General features: G+C 59.0%; 23 protein-coding genes. 13 read left to right on the top strand and 10 right to left on the bottom strand.

Going from position 1 to position 24,183, the window contains the following annotated elements:
- Positions 1–26 precede the first annotated feature (26 nt).
- From ACL2XJ_RS00415 to ACL2XJ_RS00380, 8 genes are all read left to right on the top strand, one after another.
- The gene (locus ACL2XJ_RS00415) at positions 27–1,100 is read left to right on the top strand and encodes a ketopantoate reductase family protein (RefSeq protein ID WP_413725309.1); all 1,074 of its coding nucleotides are present in this window, start codon (positions 27–29) and stop codon (positions 1,098–1,100) included.
- Positions 1,093–1,857 carry an SDR family NAD(P)-dependent oxidoreductase gene (locus ACL2XJ_RS00410; RefSeq protein WP_413725308.1) on the top strand — a complete coding sequence of 255 codons (765 nt, stop codon included), beginning with the start codon at positions 1,093–1,095 and terminating at the stop codon, positions 1,855–1,857. The genes ACL2XJ_RS00415 and ACL2XJ_RS00410 overlap by 8 nt, the downstream gene beginning before the upstream one ends.
- Before the next feature lie 22 nt (positions 1,858–1,879).
- Entirely contained in the window at positions 1,880–2,101 is a 222-nt protein-coding gene (locus ACL2XJ_RS00405) for a hypothetical protein (protein WP_413725306.1), read from the top strand.
- Between the two features lie 612 nt (positions 2,102–2,713).
- A complete protein-coding gene (locus tag ACL2XJ_RS00400; RefSeq protein ID WP_132926446.1) occupies positions 2,714–4,228 on the top strand; it encodes a sodium:solute symporter family protein in 1,515 nt (504 codons plus the stop codon).
- 25 nt (positions 4,229–4,253) lie between these two features.
- Positions 4,254–5,030, top strand: a complete 777-nt coding sequence (locus tag ACL2XJ_RS00395) for a 6-phosphogluconolactonase (RefSeq protein WP_413725305.1) — start codon at positions 4,254–4,256, stop codon at positions 5,028–5,030.
- Positions 5,023–6,180: an N-acetylglucosamine-6-phosphate deacetylase gene (locus tag ACL2XJ_RS00390; RefSeq protein WP_203524697.1), complete on the top strand. Its 1,158-nt coding sequence runs from the start codon at positions 5,023–5,025 to the stop codon at positions 6,178–6,180. Before ACL2XJ_RS00395 ends, ACL2XJ_RS00390 begins: the two co-directional genes overlap by 8 nt.
- The gene (locus ACL2XJ_RS00385; RefSeq protein WP_413725304.1) at positions 6,180–7,385 is read left to right on the top strand and encodes an ROK family protein; all 1,206 of its coding nucleotides are present in this window, start codon (positions 6,180–6,182) and stop codon (positions 7,383–7,385) included. The genes ACL2XJ_RS00390 and ACL2XJ_RS00385 overlap by 1 nt, the downstream gene beginning before the upstream one ends.
- 332 nt (positions 7,386–7,717) lie before the next feature.
- Positions 7,718–8,866 carry an epoxide hydrolase family protein gene (locus ACL2XJ_RS00380; protein WP_413725303.1) on the top strand — a complete coding sequence of 383 codons (1,149 nt, stop codon included), beginning with the start codon at positions 7,718–7,720 and terminating at the stop codon, positions 8,864–8,866.
- A 2-nt stretch (positions 8,867–8,868) separates the two neighbouring features.
- On the opposite strand, the gene ACL2XJ_RS00375 is transcribed toward ACL2XJ_RS00380, so the two are convergent.
- Complete coding sequence (locus ACL2XJ_RS00375) at positions 8,869–9,918, bottom strand: LacI family DNA-binding transcriptional regulator (protein WP_413725302.1); 1,050 nt, start codon at positions 9,916–9,918, stop codon at positions 8,869–8,871.
- A gap of 217 nt (positions 9,919–10,135) precedes the next feature.
- Between ACL2XJ_RS00375 and ACL2XJ_RS00370 the strand changes: the two genes are divergently transcribed.
- From ACL2XJ_RS00370 to ACL2XJ_RS00355, 4 genes are read left to right on the top strand one after another with little or no spacing between them, the layout of a single operon-like run.
- Positions 10,136–11,035 (top strand): CoA transferase subunit A, encoded by a 900-nt coding sequence (locus ACL2XJ_RS00370; protein WP_413725301.1) that lies wholly within the window; start codon positions 10,136–10,138, stop codon positions 11,033–11,035.
- Entirely contained in the window at positions 11,032–11,889 is an 858-nt protein-coding gene (locus ACL2XJ_RS00365; RefSeq protein WP_413725300.1) for a hypothetical protein, read from the top strand. Before ACL2XJ_RS00370 ends, ACL2XJ_RS00365 begins: the two co-directional genes overlap by 4 nt.
- A complete protein-coding gene (locus ACL2XJ_RS00360; RefSeq protein WP_413725299.1) occupies positions 11,886–12,794 on the top strand; it encodes a CoA transferase subunit A in 909 nt (302 codons plus the stop codon). Before ACL2XJ_RS00365 ends, ACL2XJ_RS00360 begins: the two co-directional genes overlap by 4 nt.
- The gene (locus tag ACL2XJ_RS00355) at positions 12,784–13,689 is read left to right on the top strand and encodes a CoA-transferase subunit beta (protein WP_413725298.1); all 906 of its coding nucleotides are present in this window, start codon (positions 12,784–12,786) and stop codon (positions 13,687–13,689) included. Before ACL2XJ_RS00360 ends, ACL2XJ_RS00355 begins: the two co-directional genes overlap by 11 nt.
- Before the next feature lie 115 nt (positions 13,690–13,804).
- Here the strand turns inward: ACL2XJ_RS00355 and ACL2XJ_RS00350 are convergent, their stop codons facing one another.
- The 8 genes from ACL2XJ_RS00350 to ACL2XJ_RS00315 all read right to left on the bottom strand — a co-directional run bounded on the left by ACL2XJ_RS00350 (position 13,805) and on the right by ACL2XJ_RS00315 (position 23,074).
- Complete coding sequence (locus ACL2XJ_RS00350) at positions 13,805–14,860, bottom strand: LacI family DNA-binding transcriptional regulator (protein ID WP_413725297.1); 1,056 nt, start codon at positions 14,858–14,860, stop codon at positions 13,805–13,807.
- Between the two features lie 138 nt (positions 14,861–14,998).
- Positions 14,999–16,381, bottom strand: a complete 1,383-nt coding sequence (locus ACL2XJ_RS00345) for an MFS transporter (RefSeq protein WP_132926466.1) — start codon at positions 16,379–16,381, stop codon at positions 14,999–15,001.
- Between the two features lie 49 nt (positions 16,382–16,430).
- Entirely contained in the window at positions 16,431–17,354 is a 924-nt protein-coding gene (locus ACL2XJ_RS00340) for a MaoC family dehydratase (protein ID WP_165934247.1), read from the bottom strand.
- 23 nt (positions 17,355–17,377) lie between these two features.
- Positions 17,378–18,544 (bottom strand): CaiB/BaiF CoA transferase family protein, encoded by a 1,167-nt coding sequence (locus ACL2XJ_RS00335; protein ID WP_413725296.1) that lies wholly within the window; start codon positions 18,542–18,544, stop codon positions 17,378–17,380.
- A 2-nt stretch (positions 18,545–18,546) separates the two neighbouring features.
- The gene (locus ACL2XJ_RS00330) at positions 18,547–19,176 is read right to left on the bottom strand and encodes a DAK2 domain-containing protein (protein WP_132926472.1); all 630 of its coding nucleotides are present in this window, start codon (positions 19,174–19,176) and stop codon (positions 18,547–18,549) included.
- Positions 19,176–20,177: a dihydroxyacetone kinase subunit DhaK gene (locus tag ACL2XJ_RS00325; RefSeq protein ID WP_413725295.1), complete on the bottom strand. Its 1,002-nt coding sequence runs from the start codon at positions 20,175–20,177 to the stop codon at positions 19,176–19,178. The genes ACL2XJ_RS00330 and ACL2XJ_RS00325 overlap by 1 nt, the downstream gene beginning before the upstream one ends.
- A 17-nt stretch (positions 20,178–20,194) precedes the next feature.
- Positions 20,195–21,934 carry an acetolactate synthase catalytic subunit gene (locus ACL2XJ_RS00320; protein WP_413725294.1) on the bottom strand — a complete coding sequence of 580 codons (1,740 nt, stop codon included), beginning with the start codon at positions 21,932–21,934 and terminating at the stop codon, positions 20,195–20,197.
- Positions 21,935–22,159: 225 nt separating this feature from the next.
- Positions 22,160–23,074: a LysR family transcriptional regulator gene (locus ACL2XJ_RS00315; RefSeq protein ID WP_413725293.1), complete on the bottom strand. Its 915-nt coding sequence runs from the start codon at positions 23,072–23,074 to the stop codon at positions 22,160–22,162.
- Positions 23,075–23,179: 105 nt separating this feature from the next.
- Here ACL2XJ_RS00315 and ACL2XJ_RS00310 point away from each other — a divergent pair, with 105 nt between their 5' ends.
- Entirely contained in the window at positions 23,180–23,962 is a 783-nt protein-coding gene (locus ACL2XJ_RS00310; RefSeq protein ID WP_413725292.1) for an NAD(P)H-dependent oxidoreductase, read from the top strand.
- On the opposite strand, the gene ACL2XJ_RS00305 is transcribed toward ACL2XJ_RS00310, so the two are convergent.
- Positions 23,952–24,176, bottom strand: a complete 225-nt coding sequence (locus ACL2XJ_RS00305) for a hypothetical protein (RefSeq protein ID WP_413725291.1) — start codon at positions 24,174–24,176, stop codon at positions 23,952–23,954. The two genes, ACL2XJ_RS00310 and ACL2XJ_RS00305, sit on opposite strands and share 11 nt — an antisense overlap.
- Positions 24,177–24,183 lie beyond the last annotated feature (7 nt).

Here is a 24,183-nt window from a genome sequence, read left to right as displayed (position 1 = left end):
CCCTTTTATGCCAGGAGGTCTCCAGCATGTCGGCACCGCTCTCTACCCTTTCAATAAATGAACATCAACAGGCGCCCTGGGTGATTTGGGGCGCCGGCGCCATCGGTGGCGCAATAGGCGCCGCCTTTGCCGATGCCGGCGAAAAGGTGATTTTTGTCGACAGCGTGGCTGAGCATGTGGCGGCGATTAATCGCGACGGGCTTCGCATTACAGGACCGTTGGGGGATCGATGCGTTCGCGCCCCGGCCTATCTGCCCGAAGAGATGTCGCGGCAATTTCCCGGCAAGCTGGGCGCCGTTTTGCTGGCGGTAAAATCCCATCATACCCGCGGCGCCATGGAAACCATCGCGCCGTTATTAACGTCCCAGGGTTATGTCGTTTCTTTGCAAAACGGTCTTAATGAGACGGTGATAGCCGAATTTATCGGCAAACAGCGCACCGTCGGCGCTTTTCTCAATTTTGGCGCGGATTTTCTTGAGCCCGGGGTAATTCACCTTGGCGGCCGCGGGGCGGTGGTGATCGGGGAACTGGATGGCGTGACGTTGCCGCGCACGGAAACGTTATTCCGGCTGCTGCAAAAATTCGAACCCAATGCCGTCCTCACCGCGAATATCTGGGGCTATCTCTGGTCGAAAATAATCTACGGCGCGCTGCTGTTTGCCACCGCGCTTACCGACGACAGTATTGCCGATGTGCTGGCCATGGAGGAATACCGGCCGGTACTCACCGCGCTCGCCAGGGAAATTGGCGCCGTGGCCGCCGCCAAAGGCATAGTCCTGCTGCCCTTCGACGGTTTTGACCCGTTGGCTTTTATGCCTGATGCAACCCCTGAAACAACCGCCCGATCCTTTAACGACATGGTGGCCCATAACCGCCGCTCGGCAAAATCCCATTCCGGCATCTGGCGCGACCTGGCGGTACGGAAACGGCAAACGGAAGTCGATGCGCAAATCGCGCCGGTTATCCCCATCGGCGCCGGGTGCGGCATTGAGATGCCGTTAACCGCCCGGCTGGTGGAACTGATTCATCGCATAGAAAAAGGTGAATTGCCGCAAACGCAGGCCACGCTTGCACTGCTGGGAGAAAAACGCGATGCCTGATACCTTTGATTTTTCCGCTCGCCGCGTGGTGGTCACCGGCGCGGCGCAAGGTTTCGGCCGCGCCATATGCCAGGCATTCACCAGCCGGGGCGCGACGGTTTTCGCCTGTGACATCCAGTCCGGCGGGGTTGAAGAGACCGCCCGGCTGTGCGGCCCCTCCTGCCATGCCTTTACCCTGAATGTAGCTGATAGCCAAAGCGTTACGGCGCTGTTTGACGAACTGATTGAAAAACACGGCCCCGTGGATACCCTGGTGAATAATGCCGGCGGCGTGGCGGGACAAACCGGCCTGCCCATTGAGCAGGTTACGCTGGCGCAATGGCAGGCGATAGTGGACGTTAACCTTACCGGCGCCTTTCTGATGTCACAGGCCGCCGCGCCCGCCATGAAGCAGCAAAAATTCGGCCGTATCGTCAATATCTCCAGCCGTGCCGGGCTGGATGTCAGCCTTACCGGCATCCAGGCCTATGCCGGCGCCAAAGCGGGGCAGATTGGCCTGACGCGTCAGTTGGCCCATGAGCTGGGTCCGTGGAATATCACCGTTAATAATGTTGCCCCGGGTTTTATCCGCAGTAATCCCTCCACTGAGAAACAGTGGCAGGCCATGGGTAAAGAGGGCCAGGCGCAGCTCATTGATCGCATTGCCCTAAAGCGGCTCGGCGCACCGGAGGACATTGCGCATGCGGTGCTGTTTTTCGCCTCTCCTTGGGCAAACTGGGTGACCGGTCAGGTGTTGAGCGTGGATGGGGGGAGATAAGGCCCTGTGCGCAGCATAGGCTGTGTTAGTCAAAAACAACCATATCCGGCTGCTGGATATTGCCTTGCTGATGGGTCTGGCGCAGCTCGGTAAAGCGCAGGCGGAGTGTCTGATACGCTATTTGACGCAGGAGGCCGATCTCCTTGACTGGGAGGCTTTGTTACGTATTCTTATCGAAAATACACCACGTTACAGGGAAGATATGATGACTGTCGCAGAACATCTAAAACAGATGGGACGCTAGATTGGTCTGCAAGAAGGACTGAAAGAGGGACTACAAGAAGGTCTGCAAAAAGGATTGCGAGAAGGGCTGAACCGAGGAATAAATGAGGAACGCAGCCAGCAAGCGAGAGAGATCGCCCGTAATTTGCTGGCTATGGGCCTGGACCGCGATGCGATTGAACGCGCTACCGGAATGGATAATCATGAGCTCGATAGCCTTGTGAATTCACTGGCGTAAAATAAACCCTGGCTGCGGTTTTCACTACCAGAGAGAAAATACGCTGCGCTTCGATAAGCGATAAATGACGTTCACCGGGATGGATGAGACGGTACGGCGATCCCTGTAAACATTGCCGATTGCTGATGATACCTTGCCAAACCGGGTCATAAAAAAGCCCTATGGCCCGTCCGCTGTGTTGCCGATTAACTGTGATATAACTCTCGTACATGGCAATGGCGCTGTGTTAGCTTTAATTAATCCTCATATAGGACTAAACAATTGCTCTATGTATGGTCATACAGTTAAGTCAGAACCAATTGGTCCTAACTTAGGATGTATGTGAATACCAGGCGCAGACAAATTGCCCGTCCCCCATGGGGCGGCGAGAATCGCGATTAACTACCGGAGCGTAAAATGAACGGGATAGACTATGTGGTCATGGCGCTGTATGCCCTGATGATTGTGATCATTACCCTGTGGGCGATGCGTAAGGTGGGCAGCACCAAGGATTTTTTTGCCGCCGGCGGTAAAATGCCATGGTGGCTGTCGGGCATTTCACATCATATGTCGGGCTACAGCGCCGCGGTGTTCGTGGCCTATGCCGGCGTTGCCTACAGTTACGGCATCACGATCTATTTCTGGTGGGCGCTGCCCATCTCCATCGCGGTATTTCTCGGCTCGTTTATCTTTGCGCCGCGCTGGGCGCGGCTGCGTATCCATATGCATATTGAATCGCCGATGGAGTATCTCGCCACTCGCTATAACGTCCCGACCCAGCAATTACTGGCCTGGAGCGGCGTATTGCTGAAGACCTTCGATGTCGGGGCCAAGTGGGCGGCCATCGCCATTATCATCAACGTTTTCACCGGCCTGGATACCGTTTACGGCATCGCTATCTCCGGTATATTGTGCCTGTTTTACACCGTGATGGGCGGTCTATGGGCGGATGCCTGTAACGACTTCGGCCAGTTTGTGGTGCAATTTATCGCGGCCATTGTGATGGTGGCCGCGGTTGCCGCCCATCTGGGGGGCCTGCATGGATTGCTCACCGTGTGGGACCGGCTGCCTCCAGCCCACACGCAGATCATTCGCGAGCCCTATACGCTGGGCTTTATGCTGGCCTATTTCGTGATTTACACCCTCAGCTATAACGGCGGCACCTGGAACCTGGCGCAGCGCTTTATCGCTTCGCCGCGCGGCAGGGATGCCCATAAAGCCGCGCTGCTGTCGGCGGTGTTGTACCTGGTGTGGCCGCTGGTGCTGTTTTATCCCATGTGGGCCGCGCCGGTGCTGTTCCCCGGCATCGCCGATCCGTCCCAGTCTTATTCGGTCATGGCGATGCACTTATTGCCCAACGGCCTGATTGGCCTGGTGCTGGTGGCCATGTTTGCCCATACCCTGTCCATGACTTCCTCCGACTCCAATGCCATTACCGCCGTGGTCACGCGGGATATCCTGCCGGTGCTGTTTCCGCGGCGCTTTGGCAACGGCCAGTCCTCGCTGGTGGTGGCCCGGGTGACGGTGGTGGCCTTTATCGTCACCACGCTGCTGATTGCGGTTAACGCCGGCCGGTTCGGCGGCGTGCTGACCCTGTTGATTATCTGGTTCGGCGGGCTGGTGGGACCTATCTCCATTCCTATGCTGCTGGGCCTGCTGCCCTGGTTCAGAAAATGCGGCCCCCTTGCCGCCATCGGATCCTGGGCCGTGGGGATCGTAGCGTTCTTCGTGGTGAAATTTGCGATTCCGGGCATGAGCACGACGGAAGTCGTTGCCATTCCCGTACTCTCGTCGTTAATCGTCTATGCGCTGGCCGGCCTGTGCCGGCGAAGCCCGGTCAGCCCGCAGGTGGATACTCTGCTGGCCGCGCTGAATCAGGATCAGGCGGCGTTATCCGCCGGCCGTCCTGCCGTTGCCCTGCGCAAGTCATAAACAGATTCAGCTAAAGGAGTTTTATATGTCATTGCCAGTGTTGACCGGCCGGTATGAACAGCTTGCTGTCGAGGTATTTGCCGACCGCATAGCCTTGGGTAACTCGGCCGGCGCGGCTGCGGCCGACGCTTTGCGCCAATGCCTGGCCAGGCAGGAGAACGTGCGGATTATTTTCGCCGCCGCGCCGTCGCAGAATGAATTCCTGGCGGCCCTGGGGACAGCCGAGGGCATTGACTGGTCGCGGGTGACGGCGTTTCATATGGATGAATATATCGGCCTGCCGCCGGATTCGGAGCAGCGTTTTAGCCACTACCTCAATAGCCATTTGTTCGAGGTTGTCCATCCGGGCACCGTACACCTGATCCCGGCCTGGGAGGATGCGGACCGGATCTGCCGCCATTACGCCGATCTGATCCGGCAGGCGCCCATTGATATGGTCTGCCTGGGCATCGGGGAGAACGGACACCTGGCCTTTAACGATCCGCCGGTGGCGGACTTCCGGGATCCTGCCGTGATGAAAACGGTAGAGCTGGATCCGGTGTGCCGCCAGCAGCAGGTGAACGACGGCTGCTTCGCCACCCTGGACGCGGTGCCCACCCATGCGGTGACCCTGACCGTTCCCACCTTGATGGCCGCCGGGCGGCTGTTTTGCATGGTGCCGGGAGCACAAAAGCGGGCGGCGATGACGGCCATGCTGCGAGAGCCGGTTTCCACCGGCTGTCCGGCCACCATCCTGCGTACCCATGCCCACTGCCGGCTGTTTGCCGACCGGGATGCCTTTGGAGAAAATCCCCATGGATAAGGTTTGCCTGCGGGGCAGGGATTATCGGGATTTGGCCGCGGTGGAGATCCATGCGGAGCACGGCGTGATCTGCCAAATCAGGCCGCTGCCTCAGGATGACGCGCTGCCGATTATTGCGCCGGGGTTGGTGGATTTGCAGATAAACGGCTTCGCGGGGGTGGATTTCAATCATTACCCTATCAATGAGGAATCGGTGTTGGCGGTGACCCGGCGTCTATGGCAGGAGGGCGTAACAACATTTTTGCCCACGGTTATCACCAATAACGATGATGACACCGAGCAGATGGTCCGGGGGATAGCCAACGCCCGCCGCCGGTTTGCCGCGGTCGGTTACGGCGTGGCCGGCATACATCTGGAGGGCCCGTTTATCTCCGCCGAAGACGGGCCGCGCGGCGCCCATGACCGGACTTTGGTCAAGGCGCCGGATTGGTCCTTGTTTCAGCGCTGGCAGAAGGCGGCGAGGGGAGATATCCGACTGCTGACCCTGGCGCCGGAGTGGCCCGGCAGCGCGGCGTTTATCCGGAACTGCGTGCAGGAGGGCGTGACGGTTTCCCTCGGCCATACCGGCGCTGATGCCGCCCAAATTGCCGTGGCGGTGGAGGCGGGCGCATCGATGTCAACCCATCTTGGCAATGGGGCGCACCTGTTGCTGCCCAGACATCCCAATTACATTTGGGAACAGTTGGCGCAGGATAAATTATGGTGCGCCATGATTGGCGACGGCGAGCATTTGCCAATGTCGGTGCTGAAAGTATTTATGCGTGTGAAGCGACAGCGGGCCTTTTTGGTGAGCGATACCACCAGCCTGGCCGGGATGCCTCCCGGACGCTATCAATTGCACATTGGCGGCGATGTGGTCCTGAGCGAGCAGGGCCGTCTGTCGCTGGCCGATAATCCCGGCTTGCTGGCGGGGTCGGCGCGTTCGCTGCTGTACGGTGTCAATGCCCTGATAACAGCGGGTATGGCCAGCCGGCATGAGGCGTGGGATATGGCATCGGTACGTCCCGCGGCCATGCTTGATTTACCGGCGAAGGGGGGCTTGGCGGTGGGCTCCCCGCTGGATGCGGCGCTGCTTGGCGAAAACGGTACAGGGGAGTTGAAGGTGTTATCCACCTATGCGCAGGGCGAGTGCGTTTGGCGGGAGCAATAGTGTTTACCCTGACCGGGTTATGCCATAATGCCGGCTTATTTCCCGCCGATTGCCAGGGTAAACCAACAATGAAAGAGCCAGGAAAGGGCCCCGCGCTGCTGCGTCAATATAATGAAATGCATGTGCTGTCTTATTTACGCCAACAGCGGATCAGTTCACGTCTTGATATTGCCCGCGCGCTTTCATTAAGTAAAAATACCATTTCCCTTATCATCGACGATTTTATCGCCGCGGGTTTGGTTGCTGAAATCGGCGTTGCCCAGTCCAGCTCCAGCGGTCGCCCCAAAATTCATATCGCCCTTAGGCCGGAAAAAATGAAATCCGCCGGAATTATGGTGGAGCGTCAGCATCTGCACTGGGCGGTATATGATTATTTTTCCGAGCTGTTGGAGCAAAAGACATCGGTTATTGATACCGCCGACGCCGACAGCGTGGTAGGGGAAATTGCCCGCCTCTGCGCTTGGATGCACCGTCGTTATCCTGAGCTTATCGGTATCGGCGTCGGCTTTCCCGGTATTATCGATCCGCAGAACGGCTATATGCATGTCTCATCCCATCTGGGCTGGCAGCAGGTGGACATCTTGGCGGCGCTACGCCGCAGCGTGCCTTTGCCGGTGGGGGTAATGAATATCGTCAAGGCGGCGGCGCTGGTCTCGCGCCAGCATGGAACCACCGCTCCCGCCGATGAACCCGCTTTTTACCTGCGGATTGCCGAAGGTATCGGCGGCACGTTGATTACCCGGCACGGCGTTTATTACGGCGGCAGTTGGACCGCCGGTGAAGTGGGCCATCTTAACGTGGCATCCGACGGCCCTGTTTGTACCTGCGGGCAGCGGGGTTGCCTGGAATCGCTCATTGGATTATCCGCCATCAACGCGCAGCTTGGCCAGCTACAGCCGGGCTTGCGGTGGGCCGATCGAACGCAGGCTCCGGCGCTGGTGGATAAAGCGATCGCCCGGGCAGGAGAGTTGCTGGGCAATGCCCTTAGCCAGATCATTCATCTGGTGAACCCCAAGACCTTGCTTATCGATTGCGTCTACAACGTGTCGCCGCTCTTTACCGAACGGGTATTAACCGTGGCGCGGCATCGTACCCTCCCTTTTGCCTATGGCCATACCCATATCCGCTTCCTGCCTGATAGCTACGACCCGGCACAGGGATTGGCCCTGGCGATGATACTGCGTCATGAACACATTGAACTCTAGCCATTGTCCGCGGCTGCCGGCAAAGGATGCCCGAATGGTATCGCAGCGCTATGGTCCAGATTAAATGGTTCCTTAACCTCTACCTTTAATTGACAAAAAAATGGGCCAGGGTAGGCCCAAAAATGAAGACATGCAGACTTATTTTTATGTGACGAAGATTAGATAATCGCTGCAAGCAATGCAAATTGAAAACATGTGCTTGGAATCGTCTTCGCAAAAATTTACTTTCCCCTTAACTTTATGAGTTACGTTAATTTTCCGTTTGGTTCCTTCATGAACGTTCCACGTCCCCCTATACTGGGCTAATCCAATAAGCGTCGAGTTCTCTCACTATGGCCATACAACCTTTTACGTTACGGATTGCGCAATCCGAGTTAAGCGATTTGAAATTACGCCTGGCAGCCACCCGCTGGCTTGAGTCCATAGACGACGACAGCTGGCGTGAGGGAACCTCGTTGAATTTTATGCGGCATCTTGTTGACTACTGGCGGGACAGCTTTGACTGGCGGGCGCAGGAAGCCCGGCTTAATGCTTTTCCCCATTTTATCGCCGGGGTTGACGGTCAGCGGATCCATTTTATCCATCAGCGCGGCAAAGGGCCTTCTCCCATGCCGCTGATCCTGACTCACGGCTGGCCCGGTTCCTTTGTGGAGATGCTTGATATTATCCCCTACCTGACGGATCCGGCCCGTTTCGGCGGCAGTGAATCCGATGCTTTCGATGTTATAGTGCCTTCATTGCCCGGTTATGGTTTCTCGTCCGCGCCGACGGTACCCGGCGTGGGCGCCGGCCAAACCGCGCACCTATGGGCCGCCTTGATGGGGAAGCTGGGTTACGGCAGGTTCGCCCTGCAGGGCGGCGATTTGGGGGCGGGAGTATCAAGCTGGCTGGCAAGGCTTTATCCGGCCAGAGTGATTGGCCTGCATCTGAATTTTATTCCGGGCTCGTATCGACCTTATATAGATGACAAGCAGCCGCTAACCGAGGAAGAACAGGATTTTGCAGGCCAAAGCGCCGCATGGGCCAATGAGCAAGGGGCTTACGGGCATGTGCAGGGTACGCGTCCGCAAAGCCTGGCGTTTGCCCTTAACGATTCGCCGGTGGGGCTTGCCGCATGGATCGCGGAAAAATTCCGGGCTTGGAGCGACTGTGACGGAGATCTGGAAAAGGCCATATCGCTGGATGTTCTGTTAACCAATATTTCCCTTTACTGGTTTACCCGCACCATCGGCTCCTCCTTCCGTATGTATGTCGAGGGGCGCCGAAATCCTCTGCTGTTATCTGCCGGTGAACGCATCAGTCCGCCGCTGGCGGTGGCGCATTTTCCCAAAGAGCTCCCAATGCCGCCGCAAAGCTGGGTGCGCAGGGGCTACAATCTGCAGCGCTGGAGCAGCATGTCTCACGGCGGCCATTTTGCCGCGTTGGAATGCCCGCAAGAGCTGGCGGCTGACATACGGCGTTTTTTTAATACATTGCGCTGACGCTATCCCGCCGGCGCCGTGGTATCCCGGATATTCAGCGTGGTCGGCAGGATAATGGTGCGCACCGGGGCATCGGGACGGGCCATGCGCGCCAGCAATGCGTTGCCCGCCGAACGGCCGAGTTCTCTTTTGGGCTGATCAACGGTGGTCAGCCCCTGCGCCGGCAGGGGATAGCGGCCGCTGAGGCGCATCTTGAAGGCGTCGTCAAAACCGGTCACCGACATATCTTCCGGAACCTGCAGACCGTGCTCATGTAAAAAGGAGATAACTTCCAGCGCGACAAAATCGTTAGCCGCCAGTATGGCTGTGGGGCGCGGGGTACAGGCTAATAATGCTTCGGCGGCGCGGCGCCCGCTCTCAGCCTGGTAGTTCCCTTCAACCAGATACCCCGGCGGAATACTACAGCCGAGCCGCGCCATTTCCGCGGTAAAGCTGTCTCGACGCTCACGGGCGGTGGAGGATTGCGCCGGGCCGGTGATATAGGCGATGCGGCGGTGTCCCAGGCCATAAAGATGTTCCAGCAGTTGCCTGACCGCCATGGCGTTATCCGGACCGACATAATCACCGGCGTGTCGCGCCGGCCGGCGATTGACGAGCACATAGGGCGGTCCGTTCTCCAACAGCGCTTGCGACTCATCGCTGACCGTCTGCGACACCAGAATGATACCGTCCACCTGGCGATCGAGCAGCGACCGGATAATCGCCAACTGCTTGCGGGCATCTTCATCAGTATTGCAAAGAAAAATCGTGTAATCCCCGGCGGAAACCACTTCATCAATGCCCTTGACAATTTCCGGAAATATCGGATTGGTGATATCGGCAATCAGCACGCCTATGGAGGATGTTCTTTGGGTCCTCAGGGCCCGCGCGATGGTAGAGGCCCGGTAACCCATCCTGGCGGCGGTCAGGAGGATCAGGGCCTTGCGTTCCGGATTGACATATCCTTTACCCGACAGCGCGCGGGCGACCGTGGCGCGGGAGAGGCCGCATTCAAGGGCGATATCCGTCATGGTGGGACGCTTTATCGTCGTATTGTCCCGTGGTTGGCTCATTGCGTTGTTTCCCGGCCTGTTTCATCTCAGTTTATAGGAAGAGTTATACCCGATGGAACAGGCAAAAGAAATGAGATCGATCTCACAAACGCTTTCCGCATTGCTTGGTAGGTTTATGAAGAAGCAATTTTGTGTTCATAAAGTGAGATCGATCTCATATACCATTTCTCCCCGGCCGTCCGGGAGGCGGCATCAGGGAATAACCACCGGAGGATACATGGGCCGTACCAGTAAACTCACATCCCTTAACGTCGCGGCAAAAATGGTGAGCGACGGGCAGCGCATTGCCCTGGGGGGATTTGCCGTTTATCAGCGTCCCATGGCCTTTGCGGGCGAACTGGTTCGCCAGGGCCGGCGCAAGCTGACGCTGGTGGGGGTCGTTAATTCCATTGAAGCGGATCTGCTTATTGGCGCGGGGGCGGTTTCCCGCATTGAGACCTCCTATGTCGGGCTGGAAAAATACGGCCAGGCGCGGAATTTTCGTCGCGCTGTGGAAAACGGCGTTCTTGAAGCGGTTGATTACCCGGAACTGCTGGCCTGGGACAGGTTTCGCGCCTCGCAGGAGGGATTGCCGTTTTGGCCCTGCGCCTTTTTGGGCGGCAGCGGCGTGGTGAAATACAACCCGGACATTATCCCCTTCACCTGTCCGGTCACGTCAGCGATGCTGTGGGCGGTGCCGCCGGCCGCGCCGGACGTGGTGATCGTTCATGCGCCCATGGGAGACGAATACGGCAATGTGGCCTTCAATCACCCCAGGATGCTGCCGCAAAGTGTGGATATAACCTTAACCCGCGCCTGCGATACCGTTATCGTTACCGTGGAGAAAATTGTTACTGCCCGGGAAATAAAACAGCGGCCGCATTTGGTCGAAATTCCCGCCTTTCGCACCACCCACATCGTCGAGGCGCCATTTGGCGCCTATCCCACCGCCATGACCGGTCTCTATGATTGCGACGATGCCGCCTTCGCTGACTATGCAAAAGCGTCGGCATCCGCCGGCCATTTTGCCGCCTGGCTGGCGCAAACGGTAAAAGCGCCGGCAGGTCCGGCGGCCTGGCCTGAGCGTTTCGGCATGGTACGCCCGCCCTCGCCGGGCAACAGGGAGACGCCGGCATGAACGGGTTCTATTGCACCGTGGAAGAGATGCTCGCCGTGGCCCTGTCCAAGCGTTTTCGTAACGGCGAAACGGGGTTCACCGGCCTGGCCACCGGCGGGGCGGCGGCGCTCTATATCACCGGCATTCCCTTGGCGGCGATGGAGTTCGCCCGGCTAACCCACGCCCCCGATTTAACCATTCTGCTTGCGGGCTGGTGCATTAATCCGGATTTCTCAGCGCTGCGGGAACTGCCCGCGGCGGAATTCGACGGCAAACTCCAGAACCTGCCCTGCGAAGCGCAAATGCAGGGCTACCCTGGGCAGTACGCCGTCCGGCGTGGGGATGTGGATTTCGGTTTCGGCTCCGGCGTGCAGGTGGACCGCCGGGGAAACATCAACAGCACCTGTATCGGCGATTATCGCCGGCCCAAGGTGCGGCTGGTGGGCTCGATTCTGCTGCCGGAACATATGGCCTGCTTCGGCCGCGAGTACCTGATGATGCCGCACCACGAGGCGCGCAGCTTCGTGGAGCAGGTGGATTACGTTTCGGGTGTGGGATATCCCGGCGGCGAGGGGGGACGGCGGCGCCTGGGGCTGACCCGCGGCGGCCCGGAATGGATCGTGACGCCGAAGTGTATTTTTGAATTTGAGCCCGGGTCCGGCACGGCGCGTTTGCTCAGCATTCATCCCGGCGTCGATCCCGAAGATGTCATCCGCTCCACCGGCTTTGCCGTTTCAACGGACGGTGTGCCGGTTACGGCGTTGCCCGACCCGCAGGAACTTGACCTGCTGCGCCGCAAGGTAGACCCCAACAGCGTGCTTATCCCCCATGGCGGAGATGCTCCGCCGGCCCCTGCAACAAGAGGAACTCTATGAAAGCCAAACGCCTTGCCCTTCCGGATGCGATTGCCCGTATCCCCTCGGGCTCCACCATCGCCCTGGGCGGCTCGTTGCTGCGCCGGCAGCCCATGGGCATCGTGCATGAAATCATTCGTCAGCGCATCACCGATCTGACCTTGCTTACCTGGGCCACGACGCTTGCCACCGATATGTTGGCCGCCGCCGGCTCGATCCGGCGCTGGGAGGGGATTTACGCCGGTTTCTTCCGGCACGGCCTGGCGCCGAATTTTCGCCGCGGGGTGGAATCGGGCCGGATTGAGACGCACGATTACTCCGAATCCGCTTTCGTCGCCCGTTTCCGCGCCGCGGGAATGGGGCTGAGCTTTCTACCATCCAAGGCGTTGCTGGGTACCGGCATGCCGGGTAAAAGCCCGGACGAGGTGAAACCCATTACCTGTCCTTTTACCGGCGATACCTATCTGGCGCTGAAGGCGGCGGAAGCGGATTTTACCCTGCTGCACGGCTATACCGCCGATGAATATGGCAACGTTCAATGGCCGGTGGTGCGCGACAGTGATGATATCGACCAGATGATGGCGTCCGCCTCCAGGCGGCTTATCGTGACGGTGGAAAAAATTATTCCCCATGAACAGGTACGCCGGCGCCCGGCGCTGACCTACATTCCCCATACCCTGGTGGAAGCGGTGGTGGAAATGCCTTATGGCGCGCATCCCACCGCCACCGACGGTTTTTATAACGAAGATGAAGCCGCGCTGAAAGCCTATCTGGCCGCGGCGAAACAGCCGGGAGGAACGGCGGCCTATATTCGCGAATATATTCTAAATACCGGGGACCGAGACGGCTACCTGGCCAAATTCGGCACCCTGTCAGCCCTTCATGCCTTTGATGTCGAACGGGAGAGCCAGGCTCATGTCCTCTGAACGCGCTACAAACAATGTGACACAGAACGTTGCCTCGGATAATGCCGCGAACGTTGCCATCAATAATGCTGCGAGAGCCGCCACCGACTATACCATCGAAGAGCTGATGATCGCCGCCATCGCCCGGGAGCTTAAGGACGATGAACTGGGTTTTGTCGGCCTTGGAACCGCGGCCCGCGCTTTTACCCTTGCGGTGGGCATTCCCATTGCGGCGGCCCGCCTTGCCCAGCTCGGCCATGCGCCGGGTTTCTCCATTTACTGGGGCAACCTGCTGACCCCGGCGCTGGATGTTATTCCCGATGCCCTGCTGCAGGATGCCTATACCCATTGGCCCGCGGCGGCCTCACCGGCGGATGTGGGCTACAAGATCGATATGGTCACCCGCGGCCGCTTTGATGTGTCGTTTGAATCCGCCCCACAGGTGGATCAATACGGCAATCTCAACATCACCGAGCTTGGCGGCGCAAGCCCGCCGAAAACCCGGCTGGTGGGCTGCCTGGCGCAAACGGAGCACCTTGCCTTTATCAAACGGCCGATTATCGTCACCGATCTGAGCCGGCGCGCCTTTGTGCCGGCGGTGGATTTTATTACCAGCGTGGGTTATTACCGAGGGGAAGACAGCAGGCGCGCTCTTGGCCTGCCTGGACCGGGCCCCAGCCTGTGCGTTACCGACAAAGCCATATTCGATTTCCATCCGCTATCGAAAAAAATGCGGCTACGCTCGGTCCATCCGGGCATCACCCTTGACGACGTGCTGGCCGCCATGGGGTTTGAGCCGGTGGTAGACGGACCGATGAAGGAAACCGCGCTTCCCACCGCCGAAGAGGTGCGCCTGATCCGCGAGGTTATCGATCCCCACGGCATGCTGTTCCAGGCGAAACGGCTATCGGCATGATACGGATCGCGCCGCTTCATGCGCCATCACCATGTGGCGGCATCCTCCGCTATCCCGGCGGAAATAAGCATGGAGAAGCGCCGTTCCGGCTATGCTGAGCAGGCAGCCGGCCGGTTCAGTCCGCCTTGGCCGGACCGGTGGAGCCGCGAACGATGAGTTTCATCGGGAAGATTTTTTTCTTCGGTTTAGGCGTGCTTTTCTGGCGGATCATTTTCATCAGCAGGGAGGTGGCCGCCGCGCCCATCTCCCGGCGCTGCAGGGCGATGGTGGTGAGATTAATGGGTGAGAACGACGCCATTTCTATATCATCAAGACCTATCAGCGAGAAATCCGCCGGTATTTTTAAACCGGCTTCATGGGCGGCGTTCATGACCCCTATGGCGCTCATGTCATTGGCGGCCAGTATGGCGGTGGGGCACCGGTCCAGGGCAAAAAAACGCTTACCGGCGTCATAGCCGCCCTTCACATGGTAATCGCCCTGAATAACCCACTGGGGATTGATTTCCAGCCGGTGCGCTTTAAGCCCCTCGATATAGGCGTCATAACGTTCATCCGCGGTGGAGGAATCGCGCGGCCCGCGAATCAGCCCGATGCGCTTATGCCCAAGCCCCGCCAGATGCTTGATGGCGGCGCCGATGCCTTCATCGTTATTGGCGCCGACATAGGTATCCTCATGCTGCAGCGAACGGCGCTGCAGCATGACAAAAGGCGTGCCGTCCTCCAGCAACGCCCGGACGGCCGGCTGCTGGCAATGCTGCGATAGCAGCACCAGCCCGTCCACCCGGCGATCCAGCAACACCCGCATCTGCGTCAGCTGCTTTTCCAGTTGACCGTCGGTATTGCACACCAGCAGGACGCACTGCTCTTGATCGGCAATATCTTCTATACCCCGTAAAAAATCCGGAGAGGAGGGGTTCGCCACATCGGCCAGCAGCACACCCAGCGTAAACGTGCGTTTCATCCGCAGCGAACGGGCCACCACCGAGACCCGGTAACCCAGCTTTTCCGCCGCTTCCCGCACCTTCAGCCGGGTGGTTTCCCGGACATAGTCTTTGCCGCTCAGCGCGTTTGATACCGTTGACAGCGCCACGCCCGCTTCGCGGGCCACATCATGGATGGAGACTTTGCCGTTATGTGGCGTTAACTTGTTTTGCGTCGCCTTTTTTGCCATTAAGATCAAACCTTGCAAACCGGATCGCTATGTTGGAAGTAGAGCCGCAAAACGATTATCGCACAGCCATGAGCCTCCAAAAAAACGTTTTTATTCGCGGCGGGTAAATTCTCCCGCCGCTGGATAAAAAGAGTCCGGCTAGCGGGCTTTCCACAGGTAAGCGCTAGAGCCCTTTTTTTGCGGCTTGACCGGCATCATGTCGCTGTTGAGATCGCGGCCGCGCGTTTCCCCCGTACCCAGGGCGCACAGGGCGGTAATCAGGCCGGAAACGACGATCATAACGGCGATGGGCCAGAAATCGCCGCCGGCCCAGGCCACCAGGGCGGTTGCCACGGCGGGGGTGAATCCGCCGAAAATGCCGGCCAGCTGCGAGCCCACCGAAACGCCGGTATAGCGGACCTCCGTGGAAAAGAGTTCAGACAGATAACAGGGCTCGATGCTGTACATAGAGCCGATGATAAAACTGTAGCCTCCAATCAGCGCGACATAAACGGCAATGATATTGCCGGTATCGATGAGCCAATAAAAGGGATAAGCCAGCACGCAGGAACCCAGGGAGCCGATTAAAAACACGGTACGGCGGCCGATTTTATCGGATAATATTCCCCACAGCGGGAATGAAATAACCCCCGAGGCGGCGCCGAGCACTACGCCCAGTAATACCGTATCGCCGCGCATGTGAAAGCGGGTAGTGCAGTATTGCAGAACGTAGCTGATGATCAAATAACCCACCACGCTTTCACTTACCCGTAGCCCGGCGGATAAAAAGATCTGTTTCGGGAATTTTTTGAATACCGCGACGATGGGCAGCCTGTTTTTTGCCCGCTCGGCGGCCATTTTTTGAAAAATAGGCGGTTCCTTGATTTTCAGCCGGATGAAAATACCGATAAGCATCAGGATAACGCTGGCAAGAAAAGGGATCCGCCAGCCCCAGCTTAAAAACGCCGGCGCCGGCAGCGCGGAGGCCAGAGCGAACGCGCCGGTGGAAATCAATACGCCGATGGCATTGCCCAACTGGACAAAGGTGCCGTAAAAGCCTCGTTTATTCACCGGCGCGTATTCGATCATCATGGTGGTGGCGCCGCCCCATTCACCGCCCACCGCCAGGCCCTGGATCAGACGCGTGATCACCAGCAGTATGGGGGCGGCAATGCCGATCATGGCGTAGGTGGGCAACAGGCCGATAACGATGGTGGCGAACCCCATAATGGTAATGGAGGCTATCAGCATCGCTTTCCTGCCGATGGTATCGCCGAAATGGCCGAAAATGACCGCGCCGATGGGACGGGTGAGAAACGCTACGCCCAGGGTGACGAAAGAGACGAAGGTCGCCACCGTCGGCGGCATATTGCTGAAAAACAGATGTGGGAAAACCAGTGACGCCGCCGCGCCGTAAATGAAATAATCATAAAACTCGATAAGCGTTCCTATTAAGCTGGCGAAGGCCACGCGTGATAATTCTTTTCGTATGACTTTATCCTGATCGGTATTTTGTATGGCTTCGGTTGTCGCGTTATTCATATCACCTCCGGAGGGAGCGCTTTAAAGTAGGGTATGCGTAAGCTTGTTCTCAGGGTTTATGTGCGCTGGCCCAGCCTACGGCGGTAATGTCGCCGTCCTGGTTCTCAGCCCAGACATGAAATTTCACCAGGCTTCCCTCGACTTCCCGCACCACGGCTTTGCAGGTAATTCGGTCGGCGCGATAGACGGGTTTGACATAAGCCATTTTTATCCAGCCGGAGGTATGCCAGGCCGGTCCGATAAAGCGGGCCAGCATTTCGGCAATCCAGCAGGTTTCCATCATTCCCTGGGCCAGGGTGTCGCGAAAACCGGCCTTCAATGCCACCTCAATATCGGTATGGATGTTGTACCACTGGCTGTTGCCGCCGGAAAAAACCGACATTTGTCCCTGTTCGGGACGTTTTATCAGCGGTTTTACCGGCGTGCCCGGCCGCGGCGTCCCTTCGGCGATTTCAACGGGGGCGGCATGCTCAGGCCAGTCCGGCACGACATGATCCGCCGAAGGGGCGCTCCCTGAACCGCCGGTGCCCAGTTGGATATCCCGGGGAATACGCATGATCTCGGTGCTTATCTGACGGACGTAGGGTTTGCCGTCCCCGGCGTCGCGCGCTTCGGCCTCGAAGACGGTATAGCCCTTGCCGCGTTTCATGTATTTATCGGTGTATTTTCCGCTGTAGCTCAGCTTTGCATTCAGCGGAATCGGGTTAAGAAACCAGATCTCCTCTTTTTGATGCAGGCCCACCGTCCGGCTGGGGTCATAGACCGAGCAGAACAGCGCCACCAGATCGCGGCCCACCATGGGCGCCGGGACATAGGGCCCGGCGTCGCGATACTGCGGGCTGTAATCGTCCAGTGCGAAGCAGGCCCGGCGGCGATAGGCTTCATCGGCAATGACGCTCACCGGGCCGATGCGTTCATTCAGCACCACATTGTCATAGGTCGGCTCCCGAAGTTCAGGATGTATACGGGCCATGATGTTTCCCTCGTCGCATAATGTTATGGCCGGCCGGCCGGCGCGATGCCGCACCATTCCGCCAGAATCTCATCGGTGTGCTGTCCCACCAGCGGCGGCGGACGGCGAATGGTGCCCGGCGTGTCCGACAGGCTCACGGTGACACCGTGGGTGGTATAGGTCCCGGCGGCGGGATGCTCGATATCCACCAGTTGATTTCGTGCTTTCAACTGCGGGTTTTCCAGCACCTCATCAATGGTGGCCACCTTCGCGCAGGGCACGCCGGCCCGATCCATTGCGTCAACCACGTCTTGCGCCGTCCGGGCTTTCACCCAGGCGGCCACCTCTTTATCAATGGCACGATTGTTTTCCAGCCGGGCGTGATAGGTGTTGAAGCGGGCATCCGCCAGCAGATCGGTACGTTCCATCGCGGCCGCCAGCCGGGGAAACAGGGTATCGGTACCCGCCGACATATACACCCAGTCGCCGTCCCGCGTCTGATAGCTGTTCACCGGCGCTGAGTACCTATCGATATTGCCGATGCGCGTCATGGTGCTGCCGAGCTGCGCCTGTTCCGGAATAGCCGATATGAGCATGCTGACGGCGCTTTCCAGCAGGGTGGCTTCCACCAGTTGGCCGCGTCCGGTGCTGTGGCGGGCATTCAGGGCGGCCAGCGTGCCGATGGCGGCGTACAGGGCGGAGGCATAATCCACCATAAAGGTGCCCGCCATGGTGGGTGGGCCGTCCGGCTGGCCGGAGATGCTCATCAGGCCGCTCATGGCCTGGGCAATGGCATCGAAGCAGGGACGCTGGGACAGGGGACCGGATTGGCCGAAGCCGGAAACGCGCACCATGATCAGGCGCGGATTGAGCTTTTTAACATCGTCCCAGCCGCAACCCATTTTTTCCATGGTGCCGGGGCGGAAATTTTCAATCAGCACATCGGCCTTGGCGATAAGCCGGCGCAGCAGCGCCTGGTCCTCGGCATCGCGAAAATCCAGGGCCAGGCTGCGTTTATTGCGATTGAACGACAGGAAATAGAGGCTCTCGCCATTGAGCTGCGGCTTGTTTTGCCGCGTGTCTTCCCCTTTGCCTTTACGTTCAATCTTCACCACGTCCGCACCCAAATCGGCCAATTGCATGGCGCACAGCGGACCGGCAATAAAACGCGACAGATCGAGGACCTTGAGTCCTTCCAAAGATCCGGGCATGGCTACACCTCCTGTTGGTTTATTGCAAGACCGGCCGCGGCGTCAACCAGGTAAGAAAACGCCACCATCCCGGGATCGTCCAATCCCACCGATCGTTCGGCGAACATACGGGCGCGGCCGATTTTGTTGGGTTTACGGCGAAATTCCGCCAGCGTGTCCTTCACCGCCCGACGGGCAACCGGGAAGAAATCTTGCCCAGGCGGGGTTTCGGATAGGGCGCGCCGCACGGCGTCCAGGGGATCCAGCACGGTTTTGTCGCCCAGGGAGGCGCCGCCGCGGGCCATCAGTGCCGCCAGGATATCGTCCAGCAAGGGCGGAATGTCGCCGTTTTCCAGCGTGGTTTTGCCGGCGCTTTTTTTCGCGGCGGTGAAGAACGCCACCCCCAGCAAAGTACCGAAACTGGAGCCCGACGCCCGGACGCAGGCCATGGATGCGGCGTTGAAAACCGATGGAATATCCGGGGCGGACGCATCGAGCCCCTCATCCATCAGCCGGGCGCATTTTTCCAGGGTGGCGCCTAAATCGCCGTCCCCCAAACGGCCGTCCAGTTCATTGAGCTCAGGGGACACCTGACGGATCTTTGCCGTACAGCGGCTCAACAGCGCGACAAGTTCTCGTGGGGTCATTGCCATCAAAGATTACTCCAGTAAGGACAATCGGCGGGCGCAAGCAGCAAGGCCTCCAATTCTTCATCAAGGGTGATGAGCGACAAAGAGGCGCCTGACATTTCCATAGAGGTGGCATAACGGCCCACCAAGGGAAACGCCACCTCTATCCCTTTTTCCCGCAGCTGGCCGGCGACGCGGCGATAAAGAATAAACAGCTCCTCCAGCGGCGTGGCGCCCAGGGAGTTCACCATTACCGATACCCGATCTCCCGTGGCGATGCCGGCATCGTCCAGCAAGGTTTGCAACATCATATCCGCCATGTCGTCCGCCGCGATTATCGGGCCGCGGCGGATGCCGGGCTCGCCGTGAATGCCCATGCCGTATTCCATTTCGTTTTCCGCCAGGGTAAAGGTGGGTTTTCCCGCTTCCGGCACGGTGCAGGGCGAAAGCGCCACGCCGATGGTTACCGTATTGTCCACGGCGCGCCGGGCGACGGCGGCTACCGATTCAAGCGTAGCATCCGCTTGACCGGCCTTTGCGCCGGCAATCTTGTAAGCGTAGACAAGGCCCGCCACCCCGCGGCGTTTATCCCGCTCCTCACGGGAGGCGCTGCCCACATCGTCGGCGGCCAGCACCGTCGCCGTGGCGATACCCTCCGCCTCCAGCATTTCGCTTGCCATGGCAAAGTTCATTTTGTCGCCACCGTAATTACCGAACAGCAGGAGTACGCCGTGGCCGCCGTCCGCCGAGCGTATGGCGTCCATGCAGTCCATGACCGCGGGGCCGGCAAACACGTTGCCCACCGCGCAGGCATCCAGCAGGCCTTCGCCCACATAGCCGGCAAAGGTGGGTAAATGGCCGCTGCCCCCGCCGGAAACGATCCCGACTTTTCCTTTGCCGCCGCCGAGGCGCACGATGACCCGGCCGTTTTCGCCGGTCCGGCCATAACTGCGGGGATAGGCCAGGCACATTCCCTCTAGGGCCTCATCCGCATAATCGGCGGGGGAATTCAGTATTTTTTTCATCTCGTCCGTCTCCCTTGTCAGTAATCGAGGTTGTCCTGGCCTTCGAATGCCGTCACCGGGGGATAGGCGCGCTGTTCGGTGATGACATCAATGACGGTGGTGTTGCCTCTACCGAAGGCCTCTTTCAGGGCGGGCAGCAGATCCGGCGGATTTTCAACCCGAACCCCTTCGCAACCGCAGGCCCTGGCGATAGCCGCATGGTCCACGGGACTGAAATCGCAGGCGTCGGAATAATCGCCAAACAAGGCTTTCTCGGCGTGTTTTTCGTAACCGAGTATTTGATTATTGAGCACCACCAGGACCACATGGACGCCCATGCGGTGCGCGGTTTCAAGCTCCGACCAGACGTGCGCGAAGCCTCCGTCCCCCACCAGGGCGAACACCGGCGCATCCGGCCGGGCGACTTTCGCGCCGATGGCATAAGGAAATCCCCACCCCAGGCCGGCAAGGCCGCGAGGGGTGATGAAGCGGGCGCCGGCAGCGCGCGCCTTAAGGAAATTCGCCACCCAGATTGATGAATAGCTGGCGTCGGAAACCACCACCGTTTCCGGAGTAAGGAGGCTGTCCACCTCCCGCATCACCCGTTCGGGCCGGATGGGACGGGCGTCTAAATCAAGGGTGTTGTTGACCTCAGCCAGCCAGCTTTCATGGCCGGCGGCAATCTTCGCCGCCACGGAGGCCCGCGCGCTTCGCCGCGTACCGAGATCGCGGCGTGCCAGCGCCGCCGACAGCGCCGCCAGGGTGAGCCTGGCATCCCCCACCAGGCGCAGAGCGTCATAGTTTCGTCCCACTTCGGCGCTGTCGATATCCAAATGAATATAGCGGGCGTCGCGGGGATAGAGGTTCCAGCTGTCGGTGCCGTTCTGGTTGGTGCGGTTGCCCACCAGCAAGATCACGTCTGCCTGGGCGACCATTTCGCGCAAATGGCGGGTACGGCCGCGCGTCCCCATAAAATATCCCACCACGCCCAACGACAGTTCATGGCCTTCATCCACCGCGCCCTTGCCCATGGCCGTGGTGGCCACCGGCAGGCTGGCTGTCTCTTGCAGCGCCGCCAGTTCCCCCGCGGCGTCGGAAATATGCACGCCGCCGCCGGCAATAATGAGCGGGGCACGTGCCGAAGCCAGCAGGCTGGCGGCCTCTTCAACGGCCGCCGGATCCGCTACCGTGCGATCCAGCGGATAATGTCCGAGGGAAGAGGCGTGAGCGCGCTGGATGTCCTGCGCGGCGTCGTTGAACAGGTCAATGGGCACGACGATGACCGCCGGGCCGGGACGGCCGGACGCCGCGGCGGTAAAGGCCATATCGATATAGTCATCCAGCCGCTCTATTTCCGTGACCCGGCGCGTCCATTTGGCGACCCCCTTGAACAGATCCAGGTGATCGAGCTCCTGGAAGGCGTTTTTATCGGCCATTTTGCGGTGAACGTCCTGGACCACGGCAACCACCGGCACCGAGGCTTTGTAGCACTCAGCCAAACCCGCCACCAGCAGCGTGGCGGCCGGCCCGTTTTGCGCGGTGACCACGGCCACCTTATGGGACAATCGGGCATAGGCATCCGCCATATAGGCGCCGGCGTTTTCAGCGCGATAGCCTATCTGGCGGATACCGTAATGGGGGATGGCGAGAAATAACGCGGCTGGAATGCTTTGTCCGAAGATGACGTCGACACCATGGCGCCGCAGCGCGGCGGCAAAAATATGCGCTCCCGTCCTGCGCTGTGCATCGCTGAGAGGTTGCGGCCGTTCAAGGTTCATGAATAACTCCTGATCATCGCTCATTTCGTAGCCGTCACCTCGTGTTAGGTTGATGTTAACAAGGTGGCAACTTATCCGTAACGTAGTTTGAGCATTGCATAAAAACGTTTTTAATAAAAACGTTTTTATTGTTTTTGCCGCGTGGGATCACAGAATTTGTCACAGAGGAAAAGCAGCGCGCCGGCGGCACGGGACGACGTGACCCGGCGCCGCTGCGCGCTTAAATCATTGCCCCGCCATCGGGGAATCACAGGAAGCCGCGATATAGTCCCGCAGCCATTGATGGGCGGGATCGCGATGAACCCGTTCATGCCAGAGCATGGACATTTCGAAGCCCGGCACGGCAACGGGCGGTTCGACGACTTGCAGCGCCGGCAGGCCGTCCACCAGCCGCAAGGGCATTATTGCCACCAGGTCGGTGGCGGCCAGCACCGATCTGAGCAACAGGAAATGGGGAACGGAAAGCACCACCCGGCGCGTCAGGCCCAATTGGGCGAGGGCGGTATCCGTTACGCCGTAAAACCCGCCGCCGTCCGGCGACACCATCACATGATCGAGCTCGCAGAACTGCGCCAGGGTCGGCGGTTTTTTCAAGCGGGGATGACCGGCCCGGCCGGCCAGGACATAGCGCTCGGTAAACAGCGCCCGGCGATGCAGGCCGGAAGGCGCCCCTTCGCTGGTATGAAGGGCCAGATCGATTTCACCTTGTTCCGCCTGTCTGGCAAGGCCGGACGGAACGGATTCAATAAAGGCCAGCCGGGCGCCGGGCGCGGCGCTGCGCAATCCCGCCAGCGCCGGCAGCAGAATAGTGGATTCGCCATAATCGGACGCGGCGACGCGCCAGGTATGTTGCGACGCGGCGGGATCAAAGGGGCTGGCGGGGGATACCGCGGATTCAAGAGCCTCCAGCGCCTGCCGCAAAGGCTCGCGCAGAGCATCGGCCCTGGCGGTGGGCCGCATCCCCCGTGGTCCGGGCAATAACAGCGGATCGCCGAAAATTTCTCTGAGTTTGGCCAGATGTACGCTTACCGACGGTTGGGAAAAATTCAGGCGCTCCGCCGCACGGGTGACGTTGTGTTCCGCCAGCAGTACGTCCAGCGTGATCAGCAGATTAAGGTCAAGGCGGCGCAGGCTATTCATATTGTTAATACCTGTAATATTGGAAATTCATTTCCACTATACCTGACAAGCTCCTATGCTGCCCTTATTCCAACTACGCCTTATTTCAACTAAAGAGGTTCAGTCATGAATGTCCTGATTGTCTATGCCCATCCGGAACCCCGGTCCTTAAATGGTTCCCTGAAGGATTTTTCGGTCAGGCATCTTGAGGATGCCGGCCTTCATGTACAGGTATCTGACCTGTACGCCATGAAATGGAAGGCCTCCCTCGACGCGCAAGACAGTACGGCGTGGCCGGCCGATGCGCGCTTTGACGCCTCCCTGGCGTCCAAAGAGGCTTATGAAACGGGTACCCAGCGCCATGATATCGCCCTTGAGCAGGAAAAACTCAGGTGGGCGGATGCGGTTATCCTGCAGTTCCCCCTGTGGTGGTTCTCCATGCCGGCCATTCTCAAGGGTTGGGTGGAGCGCGTTTATGCCTATGGCTTCGCTTACGGGGTGGGTGAACACTCCGACAACCATTGGGGCGATCGCTACGGCGAAGGTGCGATGGCGGGAAAGCGGGCGATGCTGCTGGTCACCACAGGCGGGTGGGAGTCCCATTACGGCCCCCGCGGCATTAACGGCCCCATTGAGGATATTTTATTCCCTATTCAGCATGGGATATTGTATTACCCCGGTTTCGATGTCGTGCCGCCATTCGTTATCTACCGTACCGGCCGCACCGATGAAAAACGATATGGCCATATCCGCGACGCCTTGGGGCAACGCCTTGATACGCTGTGGACCGCTGCGCCTATCCCCTTCCGTCCGCAGAATACGGGTGCCTACGATATTCCGGCACTGACGCTGCGCCCCGATCTCGCGCCGGGAGAGGAGGGGCTGCGCGTGCATATCGCTAAGGAATAGCTGCTGCCGGGCAAGCCTCTTTAGCAATGATTAATTTTTCTGCAGTGAAGGCATTGGCCCGGTTGTTTATTTGACATATATTGACCGCCTTCCTAAGGTTTGAAGGCCATTGGCGGAAAAGAAAAATTTTTCGATCGTTACCATCGCTCATGTTTTTCTCTTCCCCTCCCTGGCTTATGCAATTTCCTTCATCGAATGTCAGGATTGAGCTCATGAGCGGT

It is taken from the genome of Sodalis sp. RH16 (genome assembly GCF_047324245.1).
Classification (GTDB): Bacteria; Pseudomonadota; Gammaproteobacteria; order Enterobacterales; family Enterobacteriaceae; genus Acerihabitans; species Acerihabitans ligni.
This window is presented reverse-complemented; position numbering and strand designations above follow the sequence as displayed.